12 protein-coding genes are annotated in these 17261 nt (G+C 70.1%); 10 read left to right on the forward strand and 2 right to left on the reverse strand.

Features of this window, described 5'->3' with window-relative positions; all coding sequences use genetic code 11:
* The 3 genes from OO71_RS33780 to pepN all read left to right on the forward strand — a co-directional run.
* On the forward strand, positions 1–1078 hold a 1078-nt coding region (locus OO71_RS33780; RefSeq protein ID WP_033294057.1), incomplete at its 5' end, for a cytochrome P450.
* A 70-nt stretch (positions 1079–1148) separates the two neighbouring features.
* Positions 1149–2033 (forward strand): AraC family transcriptional regulator, encoded by an 885-nt coding sequence (locus OO71_RS33785; protein WP_033294058.1) that lies wholly within the window; start codon positions 1149–1151, stop codon positions 2031–2033.
* Positions 2034–2163: 130 nt separating this feature from the next.
* Positions 2164–4710: an aminopeptidase N gene (gene pepN, locus OO71_RS33790; RefSeq protein ID WP_033294059.1), complete on the forward strand. Its 2547-nt coding sequence runs from the start codon at positions 2164–2166 to the stop codon at positions 4708–4710.
* A gap of 31 nt (positions 4711–4741) precedes the next feature.
* Here the strand turns inward: pepN and OO71_RS33795 are convergent, their stop codons facing one another.
* Positions 4742–7192, reverse strand: a complete 2451-nt coding sequence (locus tag OO71_RS33795; RefSeq protein WP_084145465.1) for an AMP-binding protein — start codon at positions 7190–7192, stop codon at positions 4742–4744.
* 283 nt (positions 7193–7475) lie between these two features.
* Here OO71_RS33795 and OO71_RS33800 point away from each other — a divergent pair, with 283 nt between their 5' ends.
* From OO71_RS33800 to OO71_RS33825, 6 genes are all read left to right on the forward strand, one after another.
* Positions 7476–8495, forward strand: coding sequence for an iron ABC transporter substrate-binding protein (locus tag OO71_RS33800; RefSeq protein ID WP_084145466.1), 1020 nt, complete (start codon positions 7476–7478; stop codon positions 8493–8495).
* The gene (locus OO71_RS33805; RefSeq protein WP_051792560.1) at positions 8496–10028 is read left to right on the forward strand and encodes an ABC transporter permease; all 1533 of its coding nucleotides are present in this window, start codon (positions 8496–8498) and stop codon (positions 10026–10028) included.
* Entirely contained in the window at positions 10025–11056 is a 1032-nt protein-coding gene (locus OO71_RS33810; RefSeq protein ID WP_033294061.1) for an ABC transporter ATP-binding protein, read from the forward strand. Before OO71_RS33805 ends, OO71_RS33810 begins: the two co-directional genes overlap by 4 nt.
* Positions 11057–11122: 66 nt before the next feature.
* Complete coding sequence (locus OO71_RS33815; protein ID WP_033294062.1) at positions 11123–11470, forward strand: YciI family protein; 348 nt, start codon at positions 11123–11125, stop codon at positions 11468–11470.
* Positions 11464–12621 (forward strand): RNA polymerase sigma factor, encoded by a 1158-nt coding sequence (locus OO71_RS33820; RefSeq protein WP_033294063.1) that lies wholly within the window; start codon positions 11464–11466, stop codon positions 12619–12621. Before OO71_RS33815 ends, OO71_RS33820 begins: the two co-directional genes overlap by 7 nt.
* Before the next feature lie 676 nt (positions 12622–13297).
* A complete protein-coding gene (locus OO71_RS33825; RefSeq protein WP_033294064.1) occupies positions 13298–15319 on the forward strand; it encodes a phosphocholine-specific phospholipase C in 2022 nt (673 codons plus the stop codon).
* Positions 15320–15370: 51 nt separating this feature from the next.
* Here the strand turns inward: OO71_RS33825 and OO71_RS33830 are convergent, their stop codons facing one another.
* Positions 15371–16273 carry a LysR family transcriptional regulator gene (locus OO71_RS33830; RefSeq protein WP_211260736.1) on the reverse strand — a complete coding sequence of 301 codons (903 nt, stop codon included), beginning with the start codon at positions 16271–16273 and terminating at the stop codon, positions 15371–15373.
* Between the two features lie 3 nt (positions 16274–16276).
* On the opposite strand from OO71_RS33830, the gene OO71_RS33835 reads away from it, so the two are divergent.
* Positions 16277–17260, forward strand: a complete 984-nt coding sequence (locus OO71_RS33835) for an aminotransferase class III-fold pyridoxal phosphate-dependent enzyme (RefSeq protein ID WP_051792561.1) — start codon at positions 16277–16279, stop codon at positions 17258–17260.
* The last annotated feature ends 1 nt before the right edge of the window (position 17261 follow it).

The following is a 17261-nucleotide window of genomic DNA, read 5'->3' on the forward strand; positions in this document are numbered from 1 at the left end:
CGAGACCACCGGATGCCCGTATCCGCATCCGCCGGTGATGCCCCAAGACGGCACCCCGTTCCAGCCCTCGCCGGAGTTCGCGAAGTGGCGGACAGAGGCGCCCGCGACGCGGCTCGCCGCTGAGAACGGCACCATCGGCTGGTTCATCACCGGGTACGAACTGGCGCGGCAAGTACTGCAGGACACCCGGTTCAGCATGGCCGACCGGCGGACTCCGCTGGGCCCGTCGCCGTACGAGATGGGCAGGCCGATCGACGAGGAGAAGGGCCGGGCCCTGGTCGAGGGGAACGTGCTCGGGCTCGACCCGCCGCAGCACACGAAGGTCCGCCGGGCTGCGGTCGGCCGGTTTTCGGTGCGTGCGGTCCGCGGGCAGCGGCAGGCGATCGGCGAATACATCGAAGGGCGGCTCGGGGACCTCCTCGCTGCCGGGCCGACCGCCGACCTGTTCGAGGATTTCGCCCTTCCCGTCTCGGTTTTCGCGCATTGCCGGGTGCTGGGCATCCCGGACCCGAAGGTTGCCGAGTTCACCGCCATCTTCGCCACCGAGGACCTGAAATTCGGGGACATGGTGCACTTCGCGGCCGAGGTGCTCGAGCTCAAGAAGGACGACCTCGGCGACGACACGGTGAGTGACCTCCTGCGTTCGGAGCTCACCGGGTCCGAGCGGCTGGGCATCGCCACGGTGCTGATGGGTTCGGGGCGGGACGCGGTCGCGTACATGATCGGGACGATCATGGTGTCGCTGCTGTCCGACCCCGCCCAGCTGGACCTCCTGCGACGCGAACCCGAGCGGATTCCCACAGTGGCCGCCAACCGCGACGCCACCCGCTTCCCCGACCCCGACACCTTCGACGTCACCCGCGAAGCAACCGGACACCTCGCCTTCGGCAACGGCATCCACGCCTGCATCGGGCAGCAGCTCGCCCGCGTCGTCATCGGCGAAGCCATCACCCAGCTGCTCCAGCGCGTGCCGAAGCTGCGGCTGGTCGAGGCGCAGCAACAGGAGCCCATGGCCTTTGCCGGGGACCTGCCGACCTACGCGCCCGGAACCGTCCGGGTCGCCTGGGACGGGGACTGAGCGCCACCGGCGGGACAGCGCCGTGACTCGCCGGAGCTGGTAAAATTCCGGCCATCACGGAAGGAAGCGGATGTCGGTCGCCTACGAGCATCTCGAGCCGCTGTACCCGCTCGGCTGGCGGCATTTCCGGCTCACGCTGCCCTGGATGCCGCTGCGCCGGCACCGGCATCCGGAGTTCGAGCTCACCTGCGTCCTGCACGGGGCGGGCACCCGGTTCGTCGGCGATTCGGTCGAGCCGTACGACGCCGGCGACCTCGTGCTGATCGGCCCGCATCTCGCCCACGCACACGCCTCGCCGCCCGATGCCGGGCCGATCGAAATCGTCGTCGTGCAGTTCACCCGGGACATTTTCGGCGACGCGTTCTTCGACCTCCCGGCCTTCGCCGGGGTCGCCGCGCTGCTGGACGCCTCGGCCGCGGGGCTCAGCTTCCCCGAGGTGCCCGCCGCCCTGCTGACGCTCGACGACCTCGGCTCCGCGGAGAAGTCCGTCGCACTCCTGGACGTGCTCCTCGCGCTGAGCCGCCAGCCGTACGTCCGGCTCGGCAGCGGCCAGCCCCCGTCCGGCACCGGTGCCGAAGACCGGATCGAGACGATCGTCGCGTACGTCCACGAGCATTACCGTGCGCAGATCAGCCTGCAGGACATCGCCGATGCCGTGCACATGAACGCGAGCGCCACGAGCCGCCTCTTCTCCCGGTCGACCGGCTTCACCCTCACCCGGTTCATCGCGCTGGTGCGGCTGAACGCCGCGTGCCACCTGCTGAGCGACACGGACCTGCCGGTCGCGGCGATCGCCACGGAATGCGGGTTCGCGAACCTGCCGAACTTCAACCGCCGGTTCCGGGAGATGAAGCAGACCACGCCCACGGCGTACCGCGCGCTGCGTGGCGAAGGCGCGACGACCCGGGAATACCTGCCCAACCGGAAGCTCGCGGACCTCTTCCTGGGCGAGTGACGACGGCACTTGCCGCCGGGCAAGCCGAGCAGATCCTGGTGCCGGGCACCCCGCGCCGCCGGATCCTTCCTCCTTGACAACGTGACGTTGAATGCATCTACTATCTGTTTAGAACAGGTAGGAGGTCCTGGTGGCAGGCAGCAACATCAGCCGCGGCGAAGCACGGGAGAGGGCGGCTCTCCTTGCGGTCTCGGATTACGAGGTCCACTTCGACCTGACCGGAGCCGCCTCCGGGGCGGCCACCTTCCGATCGGCGTCGGTCATCCGTTTCACGAGCCGGAAGCCGGGCGCGGGCACGCACGTCGATCTCACCGCGGACCGGCTCGTGCGCGCCACGCTCAACGGCGAGCCACTCGATCCGGCCGAGCTGTACGACGGGCATCGGCTGCGGCTGCCGTCCCTGGCGGCCGAAAACGAACTGGAAGTGGTCGCCGACTGCGGGTACATGCGCACCGGCGAGGGCCTGCACCGCTTCGTCGACCCGGAGGACCAGGAACCGTATCTCTACACCCAGTTCGAGGCGTTCGACGCGAACCGCGCGTTCGCCTGTTTCGACCAGCCGGACCTCAAGGCGCGCTTCACCTTCGCCGTGACCGGGCCCGACCACTGGCAGGTCGTCTCCAACACCCCGGCCGTGGTGCGCCCCGAAGCGGACGCCACGGCTAGGTGGCAGTTCGAGCAGACCGTGGTGATGCCGACGTACATCACCGCGCTCGTGGCCGGCCCCTACCACCACGTCCACGACGAGCACGACGGAATCCCGCTCGGGCTCTACTGCCGCCCGTCTCTCGCGGACCACCTCGATGCCGACGAGCTCTTCGAGATCACGAAGCAGGGTTTCGATTTCCTGCACGAAAGTCTCGGGTACCGCTACCCGTTCGGCAAATACGACCAGCTCGTGGTTCCCGAAATGTACGGCGGAATGGAAAACGCGGGGTGCGTGACCCTCGGCGAAATCGTGCTCTACCGCTCGAAGGTTCCGGAGTCCACGCGACAGCGCCGGGCGCACGTCATCCTGCACGAGCTCACCCACATGTGGTTCGGCGACCTCGTCACGATGCAGTGGTGGGACGACGTCTGGCTCAACGAGTCGTTCGCGACCTGCTATTCGGCCGTCGCACTCGCCGAAAACACCCGGTTCCGCTCGGCCTGGACCGCCTTCGTCACCGGGACCAAGACGAACGCCGCCCGCCAGGACCAGCTGCCCTCCACCCACCCCGTCACCGCGGACATGCCGGACACCGATTCGATCGGGGTCAACCTCGACGCGATCACGTACGACAAGGGTGCCGCCGTGCTCAAGCAGCTTGCCGCGTGGGTCGGCCGGGAGGCTTTCGACGCGGGGCTGCGGACGTATTTCCGCAAGCACGAATACGCCAACACCACCTTGCCGGATTTGCTCGATGCACTGGAAGAATCGTCGGGGCGCAGCCTCACCTCGTGGTCGGCGGAATGGCTCGAAACCCCCGGAATCAACACCCTCCGGCCGGTTTTCGAAATCGGCGGGCACGGCGAGTTCGCGCGTTTCGCGATCGCCCAGGAGGCGAGTGCGGACCAGCCGCGGCTGCGGTCGCACCGGGTGGCGGTCGGCCTCTACGACCTCCGCGACGGGGTCCTGGTCCGGCGCGACCGGATCGAGCTCGACGTGGCCGGCGCACGGACCGAGGTGCCCGCACTGACCGGGGTCACCGCGCCGGACGTCGTGCTCGTGAACGACGACGACCTCACCTACGCCAAGCTGCGCTTCGACCCGGGCTCGCTCGCCATGGTCACCGAGCACCTCGGCGCGTTCCCGGACTCGCTGCCCCGTGCGCTCTGCTGGGGTGCGCTCTGGGACATGACCCGCGACGGCGAGCTGACGGCTCGCGACTACCTGCAGCTGGTGCTGCGGTGGATCGGCACCGAGACCGAGGTCAGCATCGTCGAGCCGGTGCTCGCCCAGGCGTTCACCGCCGTGCACAGCTACCTCGCGCCGGACTGGCAGCCGACCGGCCTGGCACTGTACGCCGACGCGATGCATGCCCGGCTGCGGGAACTCGAACCGGGCAGTGACCTTCAGCTGGTGTTCGCGCGGGCGTTCATCCGCAGTGCGCACAGCGAGGACCACGTCGCGCTGGTGCGTGCTCTGCTGTCCGGTGCGGAGGAGATCGACGGGCTGGCGATCGAAACGGAACTTCGCTGGATGCTGCTCGAACGGCTGGCGACCCTCGGCGCCGCGACCGAGGACGAGATAGCGCAGGAGTACGCGGAGCGCGACGCGACGGCGGCCGGGGAGTCCCAGGCGGATCTGTGCCGGGCGGCGCGTCCCACCGAAGCGGCGAAAGCCGAAGCGTGGCATCGGGTGATGGATGACGCCGAGGTGCCGCGGGCCACCGTCGTCTCGCTCGTGCAGGGGTTCCAGCGGCCTGGTCAGCTCGCGGTCACCGAGCCGTACGTCACGCGGTATTTCGACGAGCTCGGCACGATCTGGGCCGAGCGCAGCGAAAGTGTGGCGAGCTCGATCGTGCGGATGCTGTACCCGAGTTTCGCGGTGGACCAGCGGACCGTCGACCAGACCGCCGCGTACCTGGAAAAGGAGCAGCCACCGGCACCGCTCGCCCGGCTGCTCCGGGAAGCTCAGGCGGAAATCGAACGTGCCTTGAACGCCCGGGCGGTGGACGCCGCTGCTGCAGGCTGAATCCCTGCCCGCCAACCCGTGGTGAACGACGTCAACGACGAGAGTGTCGCACCAACCGGGCGGCTTGCCGGAGTGACTGGCGGAGCGTGATCCCGAGTGCCACACAGGCCAGCAGGGTGAGCGCGGGCGGCAGGTAGGTCAGCAGGAACGGGAACACCGCGTAGTGCGTGAGGTAGATGGCGAGCGACGCGTCGGCGATCAGCCCGGCCGGGCGGACCAGCGCGCGGGGGACCGGCAGCCGAACCGTGGCGAGCAGAAGGAACAGGCCCGCGATGACGATCGTTTCCCGGCCGGGGTCGGCGAAAAAGCCCGGGACGAGGGTGAGAATCGCCGCGGCCACGAGGAGTTTGCGAGCCGGGGTCGTGGCGCGGTACACGAGCCAGCCGAGCGCGAAGAACCAGGCGCTGCCGGGCAGGCTGAACCACCCCGGCCACGCCATCGCGGCGATGAGGGCGACGGCGAGCATCGCGGCCGCGGTGGAAAACCCGTGGCGGCGTTCGAACCGGCGGACGGCCGGGATCGCGAAGACGGCGGCGAGGATCAGCAACAGCAGCACGAGAACTTCGACGTACCAGTAGCCGGTGGCCGGTGCCGTGTGGACCAGGTTGTTGACCAGCAGGATGTTCGCCGTTCCGACGGTGTCGCTGACCGTGGCGCGCCAGGTGATCCAGGCCATTGCGGGCAGTGCGATGGCGGCGGCGCTGCGCAGGAGCCGTCCGCTGGGGCCGTTCGCCGGGGCGAGGGTGAAGCGGGCGAAGGCCCACCCGGACACGGCCAGCAGCAGGTGCGCGCCGCCGAGGAGGTGGTACGCGCCGAGATGGGTGCCCACCACGAGAAGGATGGCGACGGCCCGGAGGGCGATTCCGGTGTCGAGATGGGCGAGGCGGGTGGCCGGGGTACGCCGGGATTCCAGTTCCTGCACGGTCATCGTGGGCCACGAGGGCGGCAGATGACCGAGGACGGCCTCCAGTTCGATGGACATCCGCACGTAGCTGAGCGAGTCGCCGCCGAGGCCGGTGAAGGTGTCGTCGCCGGTGATGTCGTGCTGGGGCAGGACTTTCCGGAACGCGCTCCGGACCGAGGTGGCCGGCCGGGGGTCGGTGGCCGAGCCGTGGAGGGCTGGGTAGTCGATCTTTCCGTTGGGGTGGCGGGGGATCCGGTCGATCAGGTGCGGCCGGATACTCGGCGAGGGCAGACCGGTTTTCGCGCGGACGATCTCGTGTGCTTGCTCCGCATCGGCGGTGACGAACACGTTGAGCACCTCGTCGTCACCGGTGCAGGCGGCTGTGAAACCGTGATGGGACAACAGGTGTTCGATCTCGTCGAGGTCGATCCGGTGCCCGAACGGCTTGCCGAACCGGCTTTTCCGGCCGACGATTTCGTAGAGCCCGGCGGGAGTGCGGCGGGCCAGGTCACCGGTGGCGAGGGCGTCGATCGTCCGGCCGCGCGCGAGATCGTGCGGGTGCCGGGCGTAGCCCAGCATGGTGTTCGGGCCGCGGTAGACGAGTTCGCCCGTGCCGGAGGCGTCCGGGCCGGCGATGGTGAAGCTGCCGCCGTCGATGGGGGTGCCGATCGCGCCGGGGTGTGTTTCGGCCAGTTCCGGTGGCAGGTAAGCCATTCGCGCGGTTGCTTCGGTCTGGCCGTACATCACGAAGAACTGCCAGCCGCCGCGCCGGGCCATCCGCGCGTACCGGCGGACGGTTTCCGGGGCGAGCCGTCCGCCTGCTTGGGTGACGTAGCGGAGATGCGGTGCGGTGTGTTCGTCGAAGCCGATTTGGTCCAGCAGCGCAAAGGTGTGCGGGACGCCGTGGAGGCTCGTGGCGCGATGCTCGCGGAGGGTGGTCCAGAATCCGGGGTCGACCACGGATCGCTCGGTGAGGACGACGGCTGCCCCGGCGGCGAGGTTGCTGGCGAGGACGGAAAGCCCGTAGCAGTAGTGCAGGGGCAGGGACAGGGCCGCGCGGTCGCCCGGCCGGATGCCGAGGTACCGGGCGATGGCCTCCGCGTTGGCCTGCACCCCCGTGGCGCCGAGCCGGACCAGCTTGGGCGACCCGGTGGAGCCCGACGTGGACAGCAGCAGCGCGAGTTCGGGATGCAGCGTATGCCGCGTGCCCCGGCGCCGGACGTCGATGTCGCCGTTGCGGAGGATGACGTCCGGATCGTAGTGCGCGGTAAGGGATTCGGCGGCGGTCAGCAGGACCGGATGCCCGCCGCGCAGGGCGGCGAGGTAGCCGATCACGGTCGCGAGGTCGTTGCGGGCTTCGAGCTGCACCAGGCGACGGGTGGTGCCGAGCTTCGCGGCGAGCTCGCTGACGTGGTGGTCGAGTTCGAGGTAGCTGACCGTCGTGCCGTCGGCGATGATCGCGGGACGGTTGCCGGGCAAGGCAAGTTCCTGCGCGAACCGGACGCGAGTGTCCGCAGTGGACAGTCTGACGCGGAGAGGTGCCTTGGCAGGCAACGGGATCAGGGCGTCCTGGGTCATCGTCTCTCGTCCTCGCTCGCGACGGCCGGGCGGCAATGCGCGGCCGGAGCGAAGCATAGGCTAACCAAACCGAAAGGTGAAGTTGCCTGCGCCACAAGGAAAGTTAGCGGACGGTAAAGCCGAAATACATTCAGGCCGCGGCCGGATTTTCCGTGGGAAAGCAACGCACTGTGCGCCGGGAAGGATCATCGGTTCGGCGTAACGGGCGTCACGCTGCTTGCTGCCCGGATTGCCCTTATGGTGTCCTGACCAAGCTAAGGCTAACTTTCGGAGGCGGGTCCCCATGCGGTTCACCAGGCGTGCGGCGCTGGCGGTTGCCGGTGCCGTCGTGGTGCTCACGGCGAGCGCGTGCGGCGCCGGCTCCGGCGAGGCCGCCGGCGGGCTGACGCTGTACAACGCGCAGCACGAGGACCTGGTGAAGGCGCTGGTGGCGGGGTTCACCCAGGAGACCGGCATCAAGGTCGACCTCCGCTCCGGCAAGGACTTCGAGCTCGCGAACCAGCTGGTGCAGGAGGACGCGGCGAGCCCGGCGGACGTCTTCGTCACGGAGAACTCGCCCGCGATGAGCCTGGTCGACGGCAAGGGCCTGTTCGCCAAGGTCGACGACAAGACGCTCAGCCAGGTCCCGGCCGGGTTCGTCCCGTCGAGCAAGAACTGGACCGGATTCGCCGCGCGGTCGACAGTGCTGGCGTACAACGCGAAGAAGCTCCCCGCCGCCGACGTGCCCGCGTCGCTGATGGACCTCGCGCAGCCGCGCTGGCAGGGCAAGATCGGGGTGGCCGCCGCGGGTGCGGACTTCCAGGCGATCGTCAGCGCTGTCCTGGAGGTCAAGGGCGAGGACGCGACCCGGCAGTGGCTGGCCGGGCTCAAGGCGAACGCGAAGGTGTACCCGGGCAACATTGCGGTGCTGAAGGCGGTGAACTCCGGCGAGCTCGAGGCCGGGGTGATCTACCACTACTACTGGTACAAGGATCGTGCGGAGGCGGGGGCGAACAGTGCCGCCACCGAGCTGAAGTTCTTCGGTGGCAAGGATCCCGGCGGTTTCCTCAGCATTTCCGGCGCGGGCGTGCTCAAGAATGCGAAGCACGCCGCCGACGCACAGCGGTTCGTCGCGTACCTGACCGGTCCGGCGGGGCAGAAGATTCTCGCCGACAGCAAGGCTCTCGAGTACCCGATCGCGCATGGCGCCCAGCCGAACCCCAAGCTCAAGCCGCTGGCCGAGCTGGACCCGCCCGCGGTCGACCCGGCGAAACTGAACGGTCCGAAGGTCGTCGAGATGATGCAGCAGGCGGGCCTGATCTGAGTGACCGAGGCCCGCGCAAGGATTCCCTTGTGGACGGTCGGGGCCGCGGCGGCGGTCGCGGCGGTCGCCGTGGTCCCGCTCGGCTTCGTTTTATGGTCCACAGTGGACGCCGGATGGGGTGAGGTACGCCGCCTGGTGCTGCGGGCGCGGACCGCGGAGCTGCTGTGGAACACCGTCCGCCTCACCGGGGGAGCGGTGGTACTGAGCGGAATTCTCGGGACCGGCGCGGCCTGGCTGGTCGAACGGTCGACGGTACCCGGCCGTCGCTGGTGGACAGTGCTGATGGCCGCACCGCTGGCGGTTCCGGCGTTCGTGAACAGCTACGGCTGGGTGTCGCTGGTCCCGGCGGCGAGCGGGTACACCGGTGCGCTGCTCATCGTTACCCTGTCCTATTTCCCGTTCGTGTACCTGCCGGTCGCCGCTGCCCTGCGCGGGCTCGACCCGGCGCTGGAGGAAACCGCGCGCAGCCTCGGCGACAGTCCATTCCGGACGTTCCGGCGGGTGGTCCTGCCGCAGCTCCGACCGGCGCTCGCGGGCGGCTGCCTGCTGGTCGCCCTGCACCTGCTGGCCGAGTTCGGCGCCCTGCAGCTGCTCCGGTTCCCGACGTTCACCACGGCGATTTACGACCAGTACCAGTCATCCTTCAGCGGTCCGGCGGCGAACATGCTGGCCGCCGTGCTCGTCCTGTGCTGCCTGCTGCTCCTGCTCGGTGAGCTGCGGGCGCGGGGGAAGGCGCGGTACTCGCGGGTCGGCGCCGGGGTCGCGCGACCGCCGTCGCGGGTGCGGCTCGGCGCGTGGACGGGGCCGGTGCTGGCGGCCCTCGGCGTGCTGTCGGTGCTGGCCCTCGGGGTTCCGCTGGGCAGTCTCGCGTACTGGCTGGTGGCCGGGACCTCGTCGGACGTTTCGGTGAGCCTGCTGCTGGAAACCACCGGAACGTCACTGGGTCTCGGGGCGCTCGCGGCGTTCTGCGCGGTGGTCGCGGCGATTCCCGTGTCGTGGCTGGCCGAGCGTTACCGGAGCCGGACATCGACGGTGCTGGAACGGAGTACGTACTTCGGCAACGCGCTGCCCGGCATCGTTGTGGCGCTCGCTTTGGTCACGGTGGGAATCCGGGTCGTGCCGATCTGGTACCAGACCATCGTGCTGCTGGTCGCCGCGTACGTGATCCTCTACCTGCCGAGGGCGGTCGTGAACGTGCGGACCGCGTTCGCGCAGGCGCCACCGATTCTCGAGGACGTCGCGCACAGCCAGGGGCTCGGCCGGGTACCGACGCTGCTGCGGGTCACGCTGCCCCTCGCGGCACCCGGGCTCGGCGCGGCCGCGGCGCTGGTGTTCATCGCGGTGGTCACCGAGCTGACCGCGACCCTGCTGCTGTCCCCGATCGGAACCCGCACTCTGGCAACGCAATTCTGGACCGACAGCGACAGCGCCGCTTATGCCGCGGCCGCCCCGTACGCGGCGGTGATGGTGCTGCTGTCCGCTCCCGCCACGTATCTGCTGACCCGCGACACCCGGAGGAGTTCTGCGCTATGACCTCGCTGACCGTGTCCGGGCTGACGAAAGCCTTCGGGACCACCCGCGTGCTCGACGGCATCGACCTGCACGTTCCCGCGCACGGCCTCACCGCGGTGCTGGGACCTTCGGGATGCGGGAAGACGACGCTGCTGCGGATCGTCGCCGGGTTCGCCGACCCGGACAGCGGCACCATCGCCTTCGGCCCGGACACCGTGGCGGGCCCCGGACGACCGGTCCCGCCGCAGCGGCGGCGCGTCGGGTTCGTGCCGCAGGAGGGCGCGCTGTTCCCGCATCTGACCGTCGCCGCCAACGTCACGTTCGGCTTGCCGCGAGCCGCCCGGGCCGACCGGCTGCCGGAACTGCTCGAACTCGTCGACCTCGATCTCGGGGTGGCTCAGCGCTATCCGCACCAGTTGTCCGGCGGGCAGCAACAGCGGGTCGCCTTGGCCCGCGCGCTCGCGCCGTCGCCCGCGGTGGTGCTGCTTGACGAACCGTTCTCGTCTCTTGACGCGGGCCTGCGCGAGGGAACCGGCCGCGCGGTCGCCGCGGCCCTGCGAGCGACCGGCGCGACTGCCGTGCTGGTCACCCACGACCAGTCCGAAGCCCTCTCACTCGCGGACCAGGTCGCCGTGATGCGGGCCGGGCAGCTCGTGCAGCTCGACACGCCGTCCGCGGTTTACCGGACCCCTCGCGACCCGGGGGTGGCCAGCTTCGTCGGGGACGCGGTCCTCCTGCCCGCGGAAGTCCACAATGGACTGGCCACGTGCGCGCTCGGCGCGGTGGCGGTGCGGGATGCGCCGCCGGGGAAGGTACAGGTGCTGGTGCGGCCCGAGCAGATCCGGCTGGCGGACGCTTCTTCGCCGGACGGGGTCGCGGTCGAGGTCGAAGACCTCAGCTACTACGGGCACGACGCTTCGGTCCGGCTGCTGGTCGCGCCCGACGGGCCGCGGGTGACCGCCCGGGTGACCGGGGATGTGCTGCCGGAGCCGGGGACGCGGCGGAAGGCAGTCGTGTCGGGGGTCTGCCGTACGTTCCCGGTGGGCTGAGCTGTCGATTCCGGGGGTCGTCGTTCGTCTTACTGCGACCGGCCCGGCCGGGACGAGGAGGATGCGATGAAGTACGTGATGCTGGTCTACCAAGGCGGTGCGCAGGAGCGGCAGGCCGCGCTGTCCGAGGAAGAGCAGAAGCAGGTGTACGCCGACTACCAGGGCATCAACGAGATGCCTGGCGTCACGTCGGTGCCGCCGATGGGGCTGCCGGAGAACGCGACCACGGTGCGCGTCGAGGGCGGGCGGACGCTGACCACGGACGGCCCGTTCGCCGGGATGAAGGAGGCCGTGGGCAGCCTGTTCATCCTGGAGGCCGACGACCTGGACGCGGCGATCGAGGTGGCGGCGCGGGTCCCGGCGGCGCGTTATGGTGGCGCCGTCGAAATCCGGCCGTCGGAGGTGTATTGGTAGTCCCGCTCGACCAGGTCTTCCGTGAGGAATGGGGCCGGGTACTGGCCACCCTGATCGGCTTCCTCGGTGATTTCGACCTCGCCGAGGAAGCCGCGCAGGAGGCGTTCGCGCTGGCCGCCGACCGGTGGCCGCGCGACGGCGTACCCGGCAACCCGCGCGCCTGGCTGATCACCACCGCCCGCAACCGCGCGACGGACCGCCTCCGCCGCGACCGGGTGCTGGCCGCGAAAATCGGGCTGCTCACCCCGCCCCCGGAGGTGCCGGTGCCGACGTTCCCCGACGAGCGCCTGGAGCTGATCTTCACCTGCTGCCATCCGGCGCTCGCGCTCGACGCCCAGGTCGCGCTCACCCTGCGCACCCTCGGCGGGTTGACCACCGACGAGATCGCCCGCGCTTTCCTGGTGCCCCGGCGCACGATGGCGCAGCGGCTGGTCCGTGCGAAACGCAAGATCAAAGCCGCGGGAATCCCGTTCCGCGTGCCGCCGGACCACCTGCTGCGCGAACGCCTGGACGCCGTGCTGGCCGTGGTGTACCTGATCTTCAACGAGGGTTACGGCGGCCGCGACGAGCTGTCCGGCGAGGCCCGGTGGCTGGGTCGCGCACTCGCCGAACTGCTGCCGGACGACCCGGAGGTACACGGCCTGCTCGCGATGATGCTCCTGCACGACTCCCGCCGCGAAGCCCGCTTTTCCGACGGCGAACTCGTCCTGCTCGCCGACCAGGACCGGTCGCTGTGGAACACCGAGCAGATCGCCGCGGGCCGCGCCGAGCTGGACCGCGCATTGGCCCTGCACGGCCGCGGACCGTATGTCCTGCAGGCCGCCATCGCGTCGCTGCACGCCGAGGTCCCGTGCGACTGGGCCGAGCTCGCGGTGTTGTACGGCCGCCTCGGCGAGCTGACCGGGTCACCTGTGGTGGAACTGAACCGCGCCATCGCGGTGGCCGAGGCCTCCGGCGCCGAAGCCGGCCTGCGCCTCGTGGACGGCCTGGCACTGGACGACTTCCGCTACTTCCACTCGACCCGAGGTGAGCTTTTGCGCCGTCTCGGCCGTACTGGGGAGGCGCGGGCCGCGTATCTGCGTGCGCGAGAGTTGACCGACGATGGCGCGGAACGACGCTTCGTCGAACGTCGCTTGACGGAGCTGGCGTAACCCGCGGTTCAGCCGCGCTCGAGCAGCCCGGGCCGAAGACCTCGTACCCGATCCGGTCGGCGGGCAGTCCCTTGCGGAGCAGTCCGCCGCGGACGCCGTGCGGGAATGGCAGCGGCCCGCAGCGAGTCGTTTGGCGACGCGCCACCGTCGGCAGAGATCGGCCGGGTCGAGGCAGGTGACGCCCAGCGATCGGGTACTGCTCGGCCCGGATCCCGAGAGAAACGTGCTTGTGCGCAATCCGCCCGGCGATCTGCTCGAACGACCCCGCGCCGCCGCCGAGGAGATGCCCGACAACGGCCGACGCCAGCGCGAGCTGCTGCCTGCCGTCGGCCTGATCGCCCTGGTTGAAGAGATCGACCAGGTCCGGATGCGCGGCGAACATCGAGGAGTAAAACACCCGGTGATGTCGGCGGCGTGCGCACGGCAGGCAAGGTGGTCCGGACCAACCACGGCGGATGCCGGGGGTAGCAAGGAGTTCCCCTTCGTGGTGAGGAGGCGGACGCGCCGGTGTGCCGGTGAGTGTCCACAGTGGAGTGTGCGGCACCACGGATGGTAGCCGAGTGCCTCCGCCCGGTGCACCCGCCCGGGTGCCGGATCCCGGCGTTCATCCGAGCTTCGCCCGGTGTTCGGCTGCACGGCGGGGGCACTTCGGGGTCCCGCGCCGATAATTTCCCGCGTGACGAACCTCAACCGCAGACGATTCCTGCAGCTGGCGGGTGGCACGGCGGCGACCTCGCTGATGTCGGCCAGTATTGCGCGGGCGGCCGAGATCTCGCCTGCCCGGCGGACCGGCACGATCGACGACATCGAGCACGTCGTGGTGCTGATGCAGGAGAATCGCTCGTTCGACCACTACTTCGGCACGCTTCGCGGCGTGCGGGGCTACGGCGACCCGCGGCCGGTCACCTTGCCCGGCGGCAAGCCGGTCTGGTACCAGTCCGACGGCAAGCGCGACATCCTGCCGTTCCGGCCCGACGCGGACAATCTGGGCCTCAAGTTCATCCAGGACCTCCCGCACGGCTGGAACGACACGCATGCCGCGTGGAACGGCGGCAACTACGACAAATGGGTGCCCGCCAAAGGCAGCACCACGATGGCGTACCTGACCCGCGACGACATCCCGTTCCACTACGCGCTCGCCGACGCCTTCACCGTGTGCGACGCCTACCACTGCTCGTTCATGGGCTCGACCGACCCGAACCGCTACTACCTGTGGACCGGCTACACCGGCAACGACGGCCAGGGCGGCGGCCCGGTGCTCGGCAACGACGAGCTCGGCTACTCGTGGACGACGTATCCCGAGCGGCTCGAAAAGGCCGGCGTCTCGTGGAAGATCTACCAGGACATCGGTGACGGCCTCAACGCCGAGGGCAGCTGGGGCTGGATCGAGGACGCCTACCGCGGCAATTACGGCGACAACTCGCTGCTGTACTTCAACCAGTACCGCACCGCGAAGCCCGGCAACCCGCTGTACGAAAAGGCGGTCACCGGCACCAATGCCAAGCAGGGGCAGGGCTTCTTCGACCTCCTCGCCGCCGACGTCAAGACCGGCAAGCTGCCGCAGGTGTCCTGGGTCGTCGCGCCCGAGGCGTTCACCGAGCACCCGAACTGGCCGGTCAACTACGGCGCCTGGTACCTCTCGCAGGTCCTCGACGCGCTCACCGCCGACCCGGCTGTGTGGAGCAAGACCGCGCTGTTCATCACCTACGACGAGAACGACGGCTTCTTCGACCACGTCGTGCCGCCGTACCCGGTCGCCGGTCAGTCCACTGTGGACACCACGGGCGAGATCCACGTGGGGTCCGCCTCGCATCCGGCCGGGGTCTACGGGCTCGGGCAGCGCGTGCCGATGCTGGTCGTCTCGCCGTGGAGCAGGGGTGGCTGGGTGTGCTCGGAAACCTTCGACCACACCTCGATCGTCCGGTTCCTGGAGAAGCGGTTCCGGGTCCAGGAGCCGAACATCTCACCGTGGCGCCGCGCCGTGTGCGGTGACCTCACGTCGGCGTTCGACTTCCGCCGCACCGACCGTGGTGTCCCGGAGCTGCCGGACACCGCCTGTTACGTTCCGCCGGACAACAAGCGGCACCCCGATTACGTCCCCGCCGTCCCCGCGAAACAGGCGTTGCCGCCGCAGGAACGCGGCCTGCGTCCCGCGCGGGCGCTGGCCTACGACCTCGGCGCGGACGCCGTCGTGACCGGGTCCGCGCTGCAGGTCACGTTCGCCAGCCGCGGCGGCATCGGGGCCGGATTCCACGTGACCACACCGGGTGCCACCCCGCAGACGTTCACGGTTTCGGCCGGGCGGACCCTGACCGGTTCGCTGCCCGCGCCGCCCACCGGGTACGACTACACCGTGCACGGCCCGAACGGCTTCTACCGCCACTTCGCGGGCGCAGCCGCCGGGGTCGAGGTGACCGCGCACCACGACCGCGCCGGGAACGTCCGGGTCGAGCTGCTCAACCGGACCACCCGGCCGGTCCGCCTGACCCTGGAGAACGCCTACGACAACGGCCGCCGCTCGACCCGGTTCCTCTGGCCGGGAGCCCGCCAGACGGCCACGTTCGGCAGCTGGTCCAGCCACAACTGGTACGACGTCACCATCACGTCCGACCACGACCCGAAGTTCGTCCGCCGCCTGGCCGGACACGTCGAAACAGGCCGCCCGAGCACGAGCGACCCGGCGACGATCACTGCCTGAGCCCCGCACCGGAATAGCCCGCCGGCGGAAAACCGCCGGCGGGCTTTCGCGTCACGTCGACCCGGCGCGGCCGAGCAGCGAGAAACACTCCTCCACCACCTGGCTCACGGTGGCCACCACCGGATCGTTCGCCGCCGCCGCGGAGTACGCCAGCAGCACCGACCTCGCCGGTTCGCCCGGGAGCCGTTCCACGCTGACCCGGTCGTCCCCGGTCAGGTCGCCGATCGCCAGTGACGGCAGGAAACTGTGTGCCAGCCCGGCGAGCACCATGGCCTTGTGCAGCATCAGATCGTGGGACTCGAACTGCACGTCCGGTTCGAAGCCTGCCGTGCGGCAGGTCGCCGCGGCCCAGCGGCGGGCCGCGGTGCCGTCCGGTTCCAGTGCCCACCGGGCGTCCGGGTCGAGTTCTGCCCGGGATCCCGCGGGGGCGGCGAGGTACAGCGGGTCCTGCAGTACCACGCGGGCGATCACCGAGCGAGGCTTCGGCAGGGGAGAACCGGGATATTCCTCCAGTACGGCGATGTCGACGGCGTGCCGGGAGAGGTTGTCCAGTGCCACCCGCGGCTCCAGGTGCACCACATCGAGCCGGATGCCGCCGAAGTCCCGCGCCAGTTTCCCGTGGACGGCGGGCAGCACCGCGAGCGCGGCCGACTGGAAGGTGGCCAGCCGGACCCGGCCGACCGGAGTGGCGCCGAGGTGCCGGACCTCACGCTCGGCCGCGTCGAGCGAGTCGAGGATCTTCCGGGCGCGGGCGGCCAGCACCGTGCCCGCGGGGGTGAGCCGGACGCTCCGTCCGGACGTCACGAACAACGTGCTCCCCACGTCGCGTTCGAGCTGCGCCAGCTGCTGGGAGATCGACGCCGGCGAGTAGCTCATCGCGTGCGCGGCGGCGGCCATGGTTCCGTGCGCGTCGAGCTGGCACAGCATGCGCAGCCGGCGGACATCCAGCGTCACCGCGTGTCCTTCCCCCGGCCGCCGCGTCGATTCCCGGCCCTGGACCTCTTGCGGTTCACCAACTCCGGCACCGAAGCCAACCTGATGGCCCTCGCCGCGGCCACCGCGCACACCGGTCGCTCCACCATTCTGGTGTTCCAGGGTGGCTACCACGGCGGGGTGCTGTCCTTCGGCCAAGGCAACGCGCCGCTGAATGTGCCGCACCGGTTCGTGATCGGCGCGTACAACGACATCGACGGCACCAAGGCCGTCATCGCCGAGCATGCCACCGACCTGGCGGCGGTGCTGGTGGAACCGATGCTCGGCAGCGGTGGCACGATCCCCGGCGAGCCGGCGTTCCTGCAGATGCTGCGCGACGAGACCACCCGCGCCGGGGCGCTGTTGATTTTCGACGAAGTGATGACGTCCCGGCTCGCCCCGGGTGGGCTGCAGCGGGAACTCGGGATCACCCCGGATCTCTGCACACTGGGCAAATACCTCGGCGGCGGCATGTCGTTCGGTGCTTTCGGCGGCCGTGGAGAAGTCATGGCCGGGTTCGACCCGGCGGGTGAGGGGCCGCGCTGGGCGCACGCCGGGACCTTCAACAACAACACCCTCACCATGGCCGCCGGTCTCGCCGGACTGGAGCAGGTACTCACCGACTCGGCGTTGACCGACCTCAACGCCCGCGGCGACCGGCTCCGCGGACGGCTGCAGGCGGTGTTCGCCGAGGCCGGCGTCCCGGTCACGGTGACCGGACGCGGATCGCTCTTCACCTTCCACCCGGTACCCGGCCCGGTCCGTTCGCCTGCCGATCTGACCGCAGCCGACCCGGCCGCCAGGGAGCTGCTTTTCTTCCACCTCCTCGAACGCGGCTACTGGATGGCCCGGCGTGCGATGGTCGCGCTGAGTCTCGCGATCAGTGACGGCCACGGCGCCGGATTGGTCACCGCGGTCCGGGAATTCGCCGACACATACGGTCCCGCCCTGCGGGCCGGCACCAGGTAAG

Origin of the sequence: Amycolatopsis jejuensis (assembly GCF_000717335.1) — a bacterium.
Lineage (GTDB): Bacteria > Actinomycetota > Actinomycetes > Mycobacteriales > Pseudonocardiaceae > Amycolatopsis > Amycolatopsis jejuensis.

Coding starts and splice junctions, on each gene's coding strand:
- OO71_RS33785 (WP_033294058.1), top strand. CDS start 1,149: ATGTCGGTCGCCTACGAGCATCTCGAGCCGCTGTACCCGCTCGGCTGG.
- OO71_RS33795 (WP_084145465.1), bottom strand. CDS start 7,192: ATGACCCAGGACGCCCTGATCCCGTTGCCTGCCAAGGCACCTCTCCGC.
- OO71_RS33800 (WP_084145466.1), top strand. CDS start 7,476: ATGCGGTTCACCAGGCGTGCGGCGCTGGCGGTTGCCGGTGCCGTCGTG.
- OO71_RS33810 (WP_033294061.1), top strand. CDS start 10,025: ATGACCTCGCTGACCGTGTCCGGGCTGACGAAAGCCTTCGGGACCACC.
- OO71_RS33815 (WP_033294062.1), top strand. CDS start 11,123: ATGAAGTACGTGATGCTGGTCTACCAAGGCGGTGCGCAGGAGCGGCAG.